This window comes from Parageobacillus caldoxylosilyticus (assembly GCF_019272935.1).
Lineage (GTDB): Bacteria > Bacillota > Bacilli > Bacillales > Anoxybacillaceae > Saccharococcus > Saccharococcus caldoxylosilyticus.
Genome location: NZ_CP040553.1, coordinates 3,744,018 through 3,758,092 on the forward strand (window position 1 = coordinate 3,744,018; position 14,075 = coordinate 3,758,092).

12 protein-coding genes and 2 pseudogenes are annotated in these 14,075 nt (G+C 38.9%); 1 reads left to right on the plus strand and 13 read right to left on the minus strand.

The genetic code is table 11. From position 1 onward, the window contains the following. Nucleotides 1-203: 203 nt before the first annotated feature. Nucleotides 204-446: a hypothetical protein gene (locus BV455_RS19005; protein ID WP_245005304.1), complete on the minus strand. Its 243-nt coding sequence runs from the start codon at nucleotides 444-446 to the stop codon at nucleotides 204-206. A gap of 189 nt (nucleotides 447-635) precedes the next feature. Next, nucleotides 636-858, minus strand: a pseudogene (locus tag BV455_RS20540) (DUF6262 family protein); the annotation flags it as partial. 219 nt (nucleotides 859-1,077) lie between these two features. Here BV455_RS20540 and BV455_RS19010 point away from each other — a divergent pair. Then, entirely contained in the window at nucleotides 1,078-2,664 is a 1,587-nt protein-coding gene (locus tag BV455_RS19010; protein WP_061579872.1) for a multicopper oxidase family protein, read from the plus strand. Between the two features lie 127 nt (nucleotides 2,665-2,791). Here BV455_RS19010 and BV455_RS19015 read toward each other — a convergent pair whose 3' ends face one another. From BV455_RS19015 to BV455_RS19065, 11 genes and pseudogenes are all read right to left on the minus strand, one after another. After that, a complete protein-coding gene (locus tag BV455_RS19015; protein ID WP_218687463.1) occupies nucleotides 2,792-4,360 on the minus strand; it encodes an IS1182 family transposase in 1,569 nt (522 codons plus the stop codon). 138 nt (nucleotides 4,361-4,498) lie between these two features. After that, on the minus strand, nucleotides 4,499-4,702 hold the full coding sequence (gene copZ, locus BV455_RS19020) for a copper chaperone CopZ (protein ID WP_042412033.1): 204 nt from the start codon (nucleotides 4,700-4,702) through the stop codon (nucleotides 4,499-4,501). A 20-nt stretch (nucleotides 4,703-4,722) separates the two neighbouring features. Further along, nucleotides 4,723-7,119 carry a heavy metal translocating P-type ATPase gene (locus tag BV455_RS19025; protein ID WP_218687563.1) on the minus strand — a complete coding sequence of 799 codons (2,397 nt, stop codon included), beginning with the start codon at nucleotides 7,117-7,119 and terminating at the stop codon, nucleotides 4,723-4,725. Nucleotides 7,120-7,140: 21 nt separating this feature from the next. Then, entirely contained in the window at nucleotides 7,141-7,416 is a 276-nt protein-coding gene (locus tag BV455_RS19030) for a metal-sensing transcriptional repressor (protein WP_042412041.1), read from the minus strand. Nucleotides 7,417-7,824: 408 nt separating this feature from the next. After that, entirely contained in the window at nucleotides 7,825-8,001 is a 177-nt protein-coding gene (locus BV455_RS19035) for an SHOCT domain-containing protein (protein WP_244380828.1), read from the minus strand. 41 nt (nucleotides 8,002-8,042) lie between these two features. Then, nucleotides 8,043-8,861: pseudogene (locus tag BV455_RS20845) on the minus strand (F510_1955 family glycosylhydrolase); the annotation flags it as partial. Nucleotides 8,862-9,004: 143 nt separating this feature from the next. Further along, complete coding sequence (locus BV455_RS19045) at nucleotides 9,005-9,586, minus strand: TVP38/TMEM64 family protein (RefSeq protein ID WP_218687564.1); 582 nt, start codon at nucleotides 9,584-9,586, stop codon at nucleotides 9,005-9,007. A 12-nt stretch (nucleotides 9,587-9,598) separates the two neighbouring features. Further along, nucleotides 9,599-10,270: a response regulator transcription factor gene (locus BV455_RS19050; protein ID WP_081162796.1), complete on the minus strand. Its 672-nt coding sequence runs from the start codon at nucleotides 10,268-10,270 to the stop codon at nucleotides 9,599-9,601. A 2-nt stretch (nucleotides 10,271-10,272) separates the two neighbouring features. Then, nucleotides 10,273-11,643 carry a sensor histidine kinase gene (locus BV455_RS19055; RefSeq protein WP_061579866.1) on the minus strand — a complete coding sequence of 457 codons (1,371 nt, stop codon included), beginning with the start codon at nucleotides 11,641-11,643 and terminating at the stop codon, nucleotides 10,273-10,275. Nucleotides 11,644-12,158: 515 nt separating this feature from the next. After that, nucleotides 12,159-13,190 carry a C45 family autoproteolytic acyltransferase/hydrolase gene (locus tag BV455_RS19060; RefSeq protein WP_061579865.1) on the minus strand — a complete coding sequence of 344 codons (1,032 nt, stop codon included), beginning with the start codon at nucleotides 13,188-13,190 and terminating at the stop codon, nucleotides 12,159-12,161. A 1-nt stretch (nucleotide 13,191) separates the two neighbouring features. Continuing rightward, complete coding sequence (locus BV455_RS19065) at nucleotides 13,192-13,968, minus strand: MerR family transcriptional regulator (protein WP_061579864.1); 777 nt, start codon at nucleotides 13,966-13,968, stop codon at nucleotides 13,192-13,194. Between the last annotated feature and the right edge of the window lie 107 nt (nucleotides 13,969-14,075).

Below are 14,075 nucleotides of genomic sequence, written 5' to 3' on the forward strand. Positions count from 1 at the left end.
CAATGTCGTAAACAGTAGAAGACCTCGACCACACAAGGTACATTGTGATCGAGGTCTTCTACTACTAGTTTTTGGTCGGAGTCACTATGAAAGTCTGGATAGTGATCTATTGATGACTTATTGGTTAAATGCTATTATTAATAACCAAGAAGTAAAGAAACCAAGAAATAAAAAAGTAAAGAACCCGTGGTGCTAGTTGAGCGTTAAGACTCAACTAGCACCACGGGTAACAATAAGTAAAGTACAAGACCGGTAGAAAAAAACAGAACAGCATTAATTGCAAACAAGAATATTCCACCTAACCAATGATTTTGAAACCACTTAGCACTTTTCAGCTTATGAACCACTTTATAATCGCCACCAATCATTCCTGTTATCGGTTTTTTTAGGAATATAACAACTAATACCCCAAGAATACCGATAAATAAGATTAAGGTAAAGGACATGATATTCCCGCCCCCAATACAAAATTCTCTTTATCATCTTTATACATTGTACAACAAATTTATGGATTTCTGGTATTAATTTCTATAGAATACTAGCAAACGCTTTTCCTCGAACGCTTCTACCGCTTATTCAATCTTCCTGTTCTTTAGTTAAACAATGAAGAGAACATTGTTCCCCTGCCAAACAGTTTATATATTTTTATAAACCTCTGGGTAAGCTACTTTCAACTGTCTCCGTAATTGCTTATTTTCATCTTCTAACTTTTTGATTTTTCGTTTCGACGATTCAATAAGTGCGTCTCTGTTGTCCTCATTCATTTTACAATTTTATTTGTTTCGCTGTAGGGGCTTAACGTAAGGTTTCAATACGCTTACGCAGTTCGGGATGGTTATACAGTGTTGCTTTCGCTACACATAAAGCTTATATACAAATGGGCAAACAAGCTATTACCTATATCCGCAATTAACCGATTGGTAATAGCTTGTCTTTTTTATTTCGTATCTCCCATTAATATCAAATAATACTTTGTGCAAAATTGCTCAATAACTCTTTTCTCCATAAATTTTGCACATTTATTTTCTATGATGATATTAGCATTTAAATCACATGTTTGTTTATGGAGGGAAATACATGAAGAAATTATTGGTTGGAACTATTTTAGCGGGAGTTGTTGCTATTGGTGCAGCTTGCTCAAATAGTACTTCACACAGTTCCATGCAGGGGCACGATATGTCAAACATGAATATGAAGGAGGAAAACACCGCCAAGGACTCCAGTAAGCAACTGCCTTTGGCAACGAATACAAAAGTTTTATCCGGCAAAGAGTTTTATTTAACCGCTAAAGAAGCATTATTACAAATAAATGATAAAGTAAAACTTCCGGTCTACACGTACAATGGATCTGTGCCCGGGCCGCAAATTCGTGTGAAACAAGGCGATCGAGTAATAATTCATTTTAAAAATGATTTGCCAGAACCGACGACGATCCATTGGCACGGCTACCCTGTTCCGAATAGCCAAGATGGAGTTCCGGGTGTCACGATGAACGCGATTAAACCGGGTGAAACCTTTACGTATGAATTTACTGCAACCGTACCGGGAACATATTGGTATCACTCCCATCAAGAAAGTGCGAAACAAATGGACAAGGGGCTATACGGTACATTAATCGTAGAACCTAAGAATGAGGAAAAAGTAGATCGAGATTATACACTTGTGTTAGATGAATGGATGAGCAATCCAAATGCAGAAAGCAATATGGATATGAGTAACATGGATCACAGCAATATGGGACATGGAAATAGCCCCGATGACCAACATATGGATATGAGCAGCATGGACCATGATATGAATATGTATGATATTTTCACGATTAACGGGAAAAACGGTTCCGCTATAGAACCTTTAAAAGTGAAGAAGGGCGAAAAAGTGCGGCTTCGCCTTGTAAACGCAGGATACATGTCCCACAAACTCCACCTGCATGGTCATGAGTTCAAAATTGTCGCAACAGACGGGCAGCCGTTAAAAGATCCGCAGCCAATCAAAGATGAACTTTTAAATATTGCTCCGGGTGAACGGTACGATATTGAATTTACAGCAGATAATCCGGGTGAATGGTTATTAGAATGCCACGGTGATATGAAAGGCACCGATGGCATGAAAGTGAAAATTCAATATGAAGGTGCAACAAACAATACGGACAAATCAAATGCAAAAGAGGACCTCCCTATCGTTGATATGACGAAATACGGAAAACATGAATTAGGTCCATTTACGTTAGACCAAAAATATGATGTAGAGTACACAATGGATTTAGGAACAGCCATGGGCAAAGATGGCATGATCTACACGATTAACGGGAAAACGTATCCTGAAACAACACCTATAAATGTTAAGACAGGAGATCTAGCAAAAGTAACATTAGTGAACCATTCACCGAAAGATGTACACCCAATGCATTTACACGGACATTTCTTCCAAGTATTAAGCAAAAATGGCAAACCAATTGCAGGCTCTCCATTGATGAAGGATACCTTGAATGTAAAACCGGGTGAAGAATATGTAGTCGCGTTTAAAGCGGATAATCCGGGAAATTGGATGTTCCATTGCCATGACTTACACCATGCTTCAGCTGGAATGGTCACAGAAGTAAAATATAAAGATTACAAATCTAACTATACACCGGATCCTAACGACACAACCAATAAAGGTGAATAACGGCTTATCGTAGTAAGTGAAATGAGGCTGTCTCAAAAGGTCGTTAAACCGACCTTTTGGGGACAGCCTCTGTTTCTTTTCTTTACTATTTGGTTATTTATTCCTTTTTTGAAGCAGGAATTTCTCCTTATTTCTGAATTTTATCCTGTTTTTTCTTTGTTGGATCGGTTGTGGCCGCCCACTTTCTCAAATTGTGAGCAGCACAAATAAGCCCCCATTCCAAGGTAATTTTTGGGAGCCCTCTTAACAAAAAGCGCTGAAATTGCTGGTTGTGCTTGATTTGCCCAAACACCGGCTCGTTTTCGATTTGTCGTTTTCGGTACGTCGCCGCCCCTTCTTCCGTGGACAGCCGTTTACGGATCTCTTGCCGTTGTTGTTGATTTTTCAAGGAAACGCGGATGGTTTTCGTGTCTTTGCCTTTGGCGCATGTCGCCTGAAACGGACATCCGGCACAAGCCGTACAACGATACGTCCGTTTGACGGTAACGTACCCGTTGTCGGTCGTTTCCTTCCGTTCATACACAAACACCAACCGTTCCCCTTTAGCGCAAATCCACTCATCCAGCTCCTCATCATACGTCATGTTCTCGATTCGGCCGATCTCCTTCGCCCACGCTTTCGTTTGTTCCCGATCTAACGTGTTGTACTTGATCAGGGCGACTATCTTCTTTTTCTCACAGTACGTGTAGTTCTCCTCACTCCCATAGGCGGAATCCGCAATGGCTTGTTTAGGCATTGGACGCCCATAGGCGGCCAATTGCTCCAAATGCGGAATGAAACATCCGGCATCCCCTGCCCGTTGATGCACGCTAAATCCAGTGATGAATTGGTTCTCTGTCCCAATCTGCACATTGTACCCCGGTTTGAGCTGGCCATTTTTCATATGGTCGTCCTTCATCCGCATAAACGTGGCATCCGGATCCGTTTTCGAAAAACTGTTCCGTTCGCCTAATCTTTCTTTGTATTCTTCATATTTTTTCTTACGGGGGAGAAGATCTTGTTCCAATTGCCGTTTGGCTTTCTTTAACGTACGATTCTTCGGCTCTTTCTTTAGGCGCTCTTCCACTTGTTCGATGACGGCTTCGATCCTTTCGGACGTGATCGGTGAAGCTTCCAGCTTTTCTTGAAAATCCCCCTCTTGTTCCGCCTCTTCATCTTCTTTCGTCACCTGTTCGATCGAGGCAACGATTTTCCGGAATTTCTCCTCCAGTTTCTGATCGTACTTTTCCGTTGATTTGCGCCAAACGAATGTATATCGGTTGGCATTGGCCTCGATTTTCGTTCCATCCAGAAAATAATCCTCTAACTTGACCAACCCTTCTTGACGCAGAAGATCGACAATGGAGAAAAACGTTTCGTAAATGATGTCCTTCATCCGTTCCGACCGAAATCGGTTGATCGTGCGAAAATCCGGTGTTTGATGGCCGGATAGCCACATAAAGTAAATGTTTTCTTTCAACTGCTTGGCGATTTGGCGAGAGGAGTAGATCCGATTGGCGTAGGCATACAGGATGACTTTCAACATCATTTTCGGATGATAGGCTGGACGCCCTCCGCCAGGATAGAGGGAAACGAACAGAGCCGGATCCATTTTTTCCACTGCCAGATCCACAATCCGGCAAAGATGATGTTTGGGAATGAAAATTTCAAGATCCATTGGCAAAATGAGTTGATCTCGGTTATAATAAATGTACATAAGAAAACCGTCCTTTCTTTGGTAGGGTTGTGGTGACTCTATTATACCAAAAGAGGAACGGTTTTCTTCTTTTTTATCCAAAAAAGTGTCCCAAAAGCGAACGCTATGCGAACACTTTTGGGACATCCTCATTTTATGTTATTTCACATCGTAACCTTGCTCTTCAATCGCTTCTTTGAGTTTTTCTACACTTACCTTTGTTCCATCATAATCTACATCCACAGTACCTTCTTGCAGATGTACTTCTACATTTTGTACTCCGTCTAGCTCTTTAAGAGCATTCGTCACTGCCATTTTGCAATGGCCGCAAGTCATTCCTTTTACATGTAATGTAATGGTCATCATCGATTCCTCCTTATTCTTTATATTTTCACGCGTTTCAAACGAAGCGCGTTTGTCACCACAGATACGGAACTGAACGCCATTGCCGCTCCGGCAACCCAAGGCTCCAATAATCCAGCGGCAGCTACAGGAATGCCAATGGTATTATAGAACAAAGCCCAGAACAGGTTTTGCCGAATGTTTTTCATTGTTTTGCGGCTTAACTCAATCGCTTTCGGGATATGGGCTAAATCTCCGCCGACCAAGGTAACATCGGCCGTTTCGATGGCGACATCCGCTCCTGTGCCGATGGCCATGCCAATATCCGCTTTTGCAAGAGCTGGAGCGTCATTGATTCCATCACCGACCATCGCAACTCGTTTTCCTTGTTTTTGCAGCTCTTGGACGATATTCGCTTTTTCTTCAGGAAGCACCTCTGCATAGACACGATCCACATTCACTTGCTTAGCAATAGCTTCCGCTGTACGTTTGTTGTCTCCTGTTACCATGTACACTTCGATACCCATTTGTTTCAATGTTTGAATGGCTTCTTTGGAGCTTTCTTTTACCGTATCAGCGACAGCAATGATGCCAGCAAGCTGCCCGTCAATAGCAACTAACATGGCAGTTTTTCCTCGTTTTTCAAGCTCTATCATTTTATCTTCATGCATAGAAATCTCTACAGAGCGTTCCTTCATCAGCTTTCGCGTTCCAACAAGGACGTTTTTTCCATCAATGGTCGCTTCAATTCCGTGACCGGTAATCGCGGAGAAATGCTCCAGTGGCTTAACAGAAATCGCTCGTTTCTTCCCATATTCCACAATCGCATGAGCCAGCGGATGTTCCGAAGCGCTCTCGGCGGAAACGGCATAATCGAGCATGTCTTCTCGGAATTCCAGCACATCTGTTACTTCTGGTTTTCCTTTTGTCACTGTTCCTGTTTTATCCAGTAACACGGCATTGATTTTATGCGTTCCCTCTAGGTACTCACCTCCTTTAAAGAGGATCCCCTTTTCTGCGCCTTTGCCTGTACCGACCATAATGGATGTCGGTGTGGCAAGGCCAAGCGCACAAGGACACGCAATAACAAGAACCGCGATGGCCACCTCAAGCGCCTTTGGCAAGTCGCCCGGCGCCACAAAGAAGTACCATATAATGAATGCAACGACAGCAATTCCTACAACAATTGGTACGAAAATACCCGAAATGACATCAGCCATACGCTGAATAGGCGCTTTCGATCCTTGCGCCTCTTCTACGATTTTAATGATATTGGCAAGTGCTGTATCTTTCCCAACCTTTTCTGCCCGAATGGTTAGTACACCATTTTTATTAATGGTTGCTCCGATGACAGAGTCGCCTTCCTTCTTATCAACAGGAATGGATTCACCAGTAATCATCGATTCGTCTACGGAAGATACTCCGGCGATGACGGTACCGTCTACCGGGATTTTTTCTCCCGGCTTGACGAGAATGGTATCACCGATCACCACTTTTTCAAGTGGAACTCTTATTTCTTCCCCATTACGGATGACAGTAGCTTCTTTTGCCTGCAGGCTCAACAGTTTAGAGATGGCTTCCGTTGTTCGCCCTTTCGCCAACGATTCAAAGTATTTTCCGACAAGGACAAGCGTAATCAGCACGGCACTTGTTTCAAAATACAATCTTGGCATATATTCGGGATTTCCTAATGTTTTGAAAGCCTCATACAAGCTGTAAAAGTAAGCTGCCGATGTTCCAAGCGACACTAGTACGTCCATGTTAGCACTCTTGTTTCGTAATGCCCGATACGCTCCTACATAGAAGGGACCGCCGATGTAGAACTGAACGGGTGTAGCCAAAAGAAGCTGGAACCACGGATTCATCAAAATGTTCGGCATCGGTAAGCCTATATCAAATGGCATATGAGCAATCATCGTATAAAGCAAAGGCAGCGATAAGATGATGGAAATGGCAAGTTGTCGTTGTTTTTGTTTAAGCAACTTTTCTCTCCGGCCTGCATGATCTTGTTCTTCGTTTCGGATCTGCCCTTTGTACCCAAGCTTTTTGATTTTCTCTAAAATGTCTTCTACAGATACAATGCCTTCATTGTATTCTACAACAGCGCTGTTTGTCGCCAAGTTTACAGCAGCATTTGTAACACCTTCCATACGATTTAACCCTTTTTCAATCCGTGCCGCACACGCTGCACATGTCATCCCTTCAATATCTAGCGTCACCTTTTCAGTTGCAACTCCATACCCCAAGTTCTCAATTTTCATTTGGATATCGGCTATGCTTTGTTTCGATGGATCGTATTTAATCGTTGCTTTTTCCATCGCCAAATTGACATTGGCTTCTACCCCATCCATTTTGTTCAACACTTTCTCAATACGATTGGAACAAGCGGCACATGTCATACCGGTTACTTTCAGTGTCACGGTTCTTTGTTCACTCATCCAGCTTTCCCTCCTTTACTTTTACTTTGAGAATTGCTTAATGACATCCATTAATTCCCGAATGGATTCTTCTCCGCTTCCTTCGCGGATCGCCTTGGCAACACAATGATTTACATGTCGTTCCAGCAAGTTCAACCCGACTTTGTTTAATGCGGCTTGAATCGCGGAAATTTGCACCAAAATATCAATGCAGTAACGATTGTCCTCCACCATTTTTTGCACCCCGCGCACTTGCCCTTCAATGCGCTTCAGGCGCTTGACGATGCTTTCGATCTCTTCTTCGGTTCGCGGAACCATTTTGGCATTTATGGTATTTATATCGTTGTTTTCATATTGATTTTGATTCACTGGTATCACCTCAATGATCATCTTTTAAATACATTATACCGGTAACGGGTATAAAATACAATTGATATGATTGGCGGTGAAAAATATATTTCTTTAAAGGATATCGTTAAAATACCCTTCTTTTTCCATAGTTTAATAACGATTTTTAACTAAAGAAAAGAAAAATACATGAATATAAGAAACCAAGTTGAATGAGGATAAGAGGTTATTATGTTCAAAAAAGCTACAAAAAAACGAAAGAAGCTGTTGACAATACTCTTATCAACAACTTCCTTCATCTATATAAAATTGAAATAGGGGGAGACAATTGTAAATCACATTTCTGATGCTTGATATAATGAAAGAGGCTAGATTTTACTATAGCTTTTTGGATAGCTGTTCAAATTCGTCTAAAGTGATCTCTCCTTTGGCTAATCGTATTTTTAATATTTCCATCGGAGATAACTCTTCTTTACGATCATTGATAAAACGATGTAAGAGATAAAAACCAATGGCAATTAATACAACCCAGAATAACATCATCCCGATCATCATAGCCGAACCTCCAAACATCGTATGAAAAATTCCCATTTCACTTTTTCATCGAGCGTAGGAACAGAAAGAACTTCCTCTTTGTTTTGAGTCTAATGATTGTTTTATAAGTATAGGCTTATTATTCTCTACAGCAGCAAATAAAATGGATTTTTCTTGGAAGATAAACGTCGTCGTATTGATCTTTCAAGTAAACCGTTCAAACGTATTTCCATTATCTTTTGAAACGAAAATTCCTTCAAGCGACTAATTCCGACCATATTTTCGTCCGTTGGATGAGCAGCAATCGTTCCTGCAGCAGTTTGCGGCAGGCCGTTTAATTGACTTTGTAACCACTTTTTGCCATCATCTTTACTGTAAAATAATCCTTGTCCGAGCGTTTTGTTTTCTTCATGGTTCACGACATAAATCGTATGGCTTTTATAGCCAACTGTCATATAATGAAAATCAGATTCTTTATAAAATCCTAGATTCATCAACGTTTGTCCATTATCAAAACTTTTCACAAGGCCAAGAGGATTTCCTAAAGATGAACCTTCTTCTGGATGCCCTGATGAATAAAATCCATCGTCTGTGGCAGGAAAAGCCCATATAATCATGTTTATACGAAGTCGTTTCATACCACTTATTATTTTGGTAAACGAGTAACCCCTCATGTGTAGCAAAGTAAATCGCATTTTGGTTGCCTGCATAACCGATTCCATGTAAATGTTCGAACTTTCCTTCTTTCTTTTCTTTAAAAAAAGGATTATTTGTAACAGATATGTTGGATTTTGCTTGTTCTTTGCTCGTAATAAAGGATTGTTTTTTTTTTCATTGGATGATGAACAAGCGCTTAGAAGAAGAATGGCGGATGTAATCATAATAGCTAATCATAATAGCTTTCGTCATTTTTTCATTGCTGATACTCCTTTTTGTGTATTGAGTAAACATAGTATATTTTATAGCAGAAATATTTGCAGAATTTATGGAGTTTGTTTCTTTGAATATGATATTTCGTTGCTCTTCATAAATCCCTTTCAATTTTATTAGTTTGAGCCTTTTTTCGATTGATTTTCTTCCAAGTAAATATGAATAAAAAAATAGATAGAAATGCTGATATCACTTTCCCTTGCCATGTCCAATACATCAATTGATAAACCGAATAGGCTTCTAAAAGTAAGGCAGGTATTTTCCCTATTGAGCTAGCAATCATAAAGATAAGTAAGGGAGTTTTTCCTATCGCTGCAACAAAGGTCACTACTCCTGAAGGAACAAAAGGAAGAAGTCGCAATGATAGAACAAGAAAAAAGGCTTCTAAGCCTTTTGCTTCAAGCAAACGTCTGACTTTTGGGTGGGAAAATAACTTGGATTCAGAAAACTTCTTGAATCCTTTACGATATAAAATAAAGGAGATAATTGCTCCGATTGCTTCCCCTGCAAAAGATAAAAAGGTGCCTTTCCAAAACCCGAACACGGCCAAATTGGCAGCCGTTAGAAAAACGCTTGGTACAAGTCCTAAAATACTGATCATAATATTGATAGCGATACTAATGAGGTAAGCAACATTTTCATATGTGTTGAGTAGTGTAATAATTTGTTCTTTCATCCTCTTCTTTCCTTATGCCTCCCATTTATATCCTACGCCCCAAACGGTTTGCAGAAATTGATCGATCGGAAAACCAACTTGTCTCAGCTTTTCTCTAATATTTTTTACATGAGAGTCTATTGTACGCTCTTCTGTATTTGCGTTATAGCCCCATAATGACACGATGATTTGTTCTCTGCTAAACACTCTGTTTGGATTTTTCAGAAAAAGTCCTAATACAGCAAACTCTTTAGGTGTTAGACAAATAGGGTGGTTTTTATATTGAACTTTATGCTGGTCTTCATCCCACACTAAACCTTGAAACTCAATTTTCGAATGTTTTCCTACTGAACGGCGTAGTACAGCCTCGATGCGCGCCAGCAGTTCGGATTCGTCAAACGGCTTCGTAATATAGTCATCCGCTCCAATTTTCAGTCCTTGGACGATATCCGTTGTTTGATCACGTGCCGTTACCATGATGATCGGGACGTTAGAAAATTCCCGAATTCGCTTGCACGTTTCCCAACCATCCATCTCTGGCATCATAATATCCAGCAAGACTAAATCCACTTGGTTATTCTCTAAGTACTGTATCGCTGATAAGCCGGACTCACACTTAACACAATGATATCCTTTAGGCGACAGATAAAGATCAAGTAAATCCAACATTCGTTTTTCATCGTCAACCAGTAAAATCGTGTACATGCTCATCCCTCCGGCAATGTAATGATCATGTTTGTTCCTTTTCCATATTCACTTGCGGCGTAAATCGAGCCTCCGTGCGCTTCCACAATTTCCTTGACGATAGCCAGTCCCAGTCCTGTTCCGCCGCTGTTTCTTGATCTTGATTTATCCACTCGGTAAAACCGTTCAAAAATATGCGGCAAATCCTCTTCAGGAATCCCTCTGCCTTCGTCTGAAACAATAATCACAATGTTGTTTTTTTTCTTTCTTACATCAATAGACACGGTAGAACCTTGATCGGAATATTTTAAAGCATTGTCCAACAAATTCATCATCACTTGCTCAAAACGTTTCTGGTCTATATGGACGGTAATGTTTCCATCGCAGTAATATACAAGAGACATTTTTTTAGCCTGAAACGCAGGATGCATTTTGTCATGCAATTTTTTTAAGAAAGAACATAAGTTTGTAGGTTTCTTATGGATTTGAAAGGAATGTTGATCCATCTTCGCTAATTCAAAAAGATCCTTCACCAGCTTTTGCATATGCTCTGCTTCTTCGTAGATAATGGACAAATATCGATTTCTCTCCTCTTCCCCCATGTTGGGTCTCCTAGCTATATCTGCATACCCTTTTACATAAGTGAGAGGGGTGCGAAGCTCATGAGAAATACTGGCGAGAAATTCGTTTCTTTCTTTTTTTAAGTATTCTAAATCCCTCGCCAATGTTTGAATGGCTTTCCCTAATTCTGCCAATTCATCCCCCCCTTTTACTTGCAAACGAACAGAAAAGTCACCTTTACTCAATTTTTCGGTCGCCTCTTTCATGCGAATGAGAGGGATGGTAATAACTCTTGATAAGAAAGCAATCGTAATAATGGTTAAAAATACAGAAAGAATCCCAACCATAATGAAATGATGCTTTAACTTATAAATCATGTTTTGAATGGAATCCGTATTTTGAAACATATAGACATACCCTTTTATCTTGCCGTCAATCCGAATCGGGCTTACCGTTGAAATATGCGACTCTTTCTGCCAATTTTTTTGCACAATCATTCCACTATGGGGAATGTTTTTATTTGTGTTTTTTATTATCCTTTTAGCAAAGGGTAAAATATGATCTGAAAAATACAAGATCTTCCCTTTGTCATTTGTAATAACGACGTCTGTCTCGGCCTCAGACTCCATCATGGTAACATGTTCTAACGTAGAAGGGTTATAACTTTTTTCTAACACATCGCGATGATTATTCCCTCTTGCTAACAGTTGCTCAAATTCCTCATTAATTCTAGAATTAACCAGAGTAACATATAAAGACACAAATAAAATCGTCTCTATTCCTAATACGAATACAAAAAATAATAGTCCTAATTTAAACGAAATTTTTCTCATTTTTGTTCCTTCCTTATCAACTCATTAACTTCTATTATATAGTTTAAGAAAAGCTGTTTTTTGATCTCTTTTTCGTTTATTCGGATCGATTAAATCAAACTTCTCTGAATTGACATATTGGTATTTAAAACTAAATCGTTGAGACTTAAAAATTTGGAATAAATATCTGTATGTTCTCTTTGTTTATGGCTTTGGGCGATTTATAAAGGAGAAGTAATTTTTATTTTATCAACTAAATTTGCAGAATTTATGGATTTAAGTAAATTGTAAAAGTCAGGAACGATTTCCATTTTTATTGTAAAATTTATTACAATCAATCTGTATTCTTACTACTATGCATCATAAACTGAAAAAATAAGAATGCCAATTTTGGCATACTTAACTACAAGGTTTACTCAAAAAAGATTAAGTAAACTCATCCGCTAAATGAAGAAGAATTGTTTGTTAATAAGTGGTTTCCTCCTCAAACAGTACAGAAGATAATCCTCTAGTTTCAATTGCGGAATATTCCAAGGTTATTCTTCTTGCATGATTGTCCCACTTATCATTTTAGGGAGCCTCAGTGATCCTTGTAACCATTCTTTAAAGGAAAAGATAAAAGGACCACTATTTTTTCCTACACCAATGATGACGTTCAACTCCTTTGGCGAATATAAAACCGTATGCAACGTACCAAAAAAATTTTTGTAATCATCGAAAAATAAAGGTGATTTTTCGCTATTAAAGTGATGAAAAGCAGACAAAGGATCTAATTTCTCTTTCAATAATGCTTGAAGATATTGTTTACGTTCAATAGAACCATGTATCTCTACTCTATTTTTCTGTTTCAATTCTTCTGTTTCAAAATGATTGGTACATATAAGTGGATGGGCATATTTTATTATTTGTTGTTGTGGGGATGCTTCGACAATGACACTATTTCCGTTAAAATCTGTAATGGAATAATTGTAACAAAATCCATGTGGAACTCTAGTAATCAGTTCTATAGCCTCTTCCGTATTAGCACATTGATCGAGAATCATTCTAACAATAGTCGTAGCAATAAATCCTTCTCGACTGTGCATATGATTAACAAAGTGCAGCCCTATCACAAGCCCTTTTTCGTTCATTCCATCTAGTCTACCTATAATTTGTTGGCTAAAACCTACGCTCGCATAACCATCTATAGGACGAACAAATACAAGTCTTGCATCATATATTGTTGGACTAAAATCATAGTTCCGCACATAATATGAGTCTTGTACTAATGTAGTGCATCCCATTTTTGGAAACGATACATCGTAACCGCTATACCGTTCTATTGCTGCATTTAATGACATATTTAAACCTTTTGCTAATCCTCTTAATTCTTTTAACAAATTAGGTGAGAACTTTTCTAATAATTTCTTTGCTTTAAGAAATTGGAATTTTTTGTTACTAACACGATCAAGATCATTTATATCTGCAAATATTTTAGATTTTAATTGACTGCCTTGCTCAAACCCTATTTGATAATAACTGCCTTTCAACTCAATTACTTTGATCACTAACTCCTCGCTTCTGCCCACTTTAACTTCTCCCTTCCATCTTTGAAATGCGAGCAACAGGCATTAACAAATCCAAATCTTCAAAGTGTTCCCCACGATACCATTCAATAATTGGACCTGCGGGAATCAAGCCATGTTCAATTGCATAATTCATTAATTGTGCATATCCTTTTTGTATTTCTGTCATGGGAGAAGTGTACGGTAATGCTATACATAGACATGGAGACATTATTTCAATAGAATCTATATCGGATAGCCCCTCTATCTCTACATCGTCAGATACACCAAATCCAATTTGCGCCTTAATGGACTCCTTGCCTGATAAATACCTTAAATAACCATTATTAATGGAAATGTTCAAGCGCTCAAGCTCTCTTTTTCTTTGTCTAAAATGATTCCCAAATTTACCGGGATTCGATTCGGCAACAAACCATACAATTTTCTCTGCATTTTTTTCTAGCAGGTAAACTTGGTCATTTTTTTGGTAACTTTCTAAATAACGCAAACTTACACTTAGAAGATGATGTTTTTGCTTTAAAGTCTTAATCCAATTTTTTATCATTTGTTGACGGACCGTTTCGTTTTCTTTTAAGTACATTTGAATATCTTTTATTGGTATACCGGCTAGGCGTAAGCTTGAAATCAATTTTGCAGTTGTTATCTGGTCTTCGGAATAAAGACGATAACCATTTTTGCTTCTGATTGGATGCAGTAAGTTCTCTGACTCATAATATCTCAAAGCGCTTTTTGAAATACCAGTCCTTTTGGAAAAAGTTTGTATCGTCATGAACTCGCTCATCTTATTCACATCCTTTATAATCAAAGTTACACCTTAAAGTAACTTTAAAGTCAAGAAAAATTTTAAAATTAAAAAAAGACTTGTCCTCAAGGCAAGCCTTAAAATTT

Bases quoted from the DNA above. Each gene is read 5' to 3' on its own strand.
- BV455_RS19005 (WP_245005304.1), bottom strand. From the start codon at position 446: ATGTCCTTTACCTTAATCTTATTTATCGGTATTCTTGGGGTATTAGTT.
- BV455_RS19010 (WP_061579872.1), top strand. From the start codon at position 1,078: ATGAAGAAATTATTGGTTGGAACTATTTTAGCGGGAGTTGTTGCTATT.
- BV455_RS19015 (WP_218687463.1), bottom strand. From the start codon at position 4,360: ATGTACATTTATTATAACCGAGATCAACTCATTTTGCCAATGGATCTT.
- copZ (WP_042412033.1), bottom strand. From the start codon at position 4,702: ATGACCATTACATTACATGTAAAAGGAATGACTTGCGGCCATTGCAAA.
- BV455_RS19025 (WP_218687563.1), bottom strand. From the start codon at position 7,119: ATGAGTGAACAAAGAACCGTGACACTGAAAGTAACCGGTATGACATGT.
- BV455_RS19030 (WP_042412041.1), bottom strand. From the start codon at position 7,416: ATGGTTCCGCGAACCGAAGAAGAGATCGAAAGCATCGTCAAGCGCCTG.
- BV455_RS19035 (WP_244380828.1), bottom strand. From the start codon at position 8,001: ATGATGATCGGGATGATGTTATTCTGGGTTGTATTAATTGCCATTGGT.
- BV455_RS19045 (WP_218687564.1), bottom strand. From the start codon at position 9,586: ATGAAAGAACAAATTATTACACTACTCAACACATATGAAAATGTTGCT.
- BV455_RS19050 (WP_081162796.1), bottom strand. From the start codon at position 10,270: ATGTACACGATTTTACTGGTTGACGATGAAAAACGAATGTTGGATTTA.
- BV455_RS19055 (WP_061579866.1), bottom strand. From the start codon at position 11,643: ATGAGAAAAATTTCGTTTAAATTAGGACTATTATTTTTTGTATTCGTA.
- BV455_RS19065 (WP_061579864.1), bottom strand. From the start codon at position 13,968: ATGAGCGAGTTCATGACGATACAAACTTTTTCCAAAAGGACTGGTATT.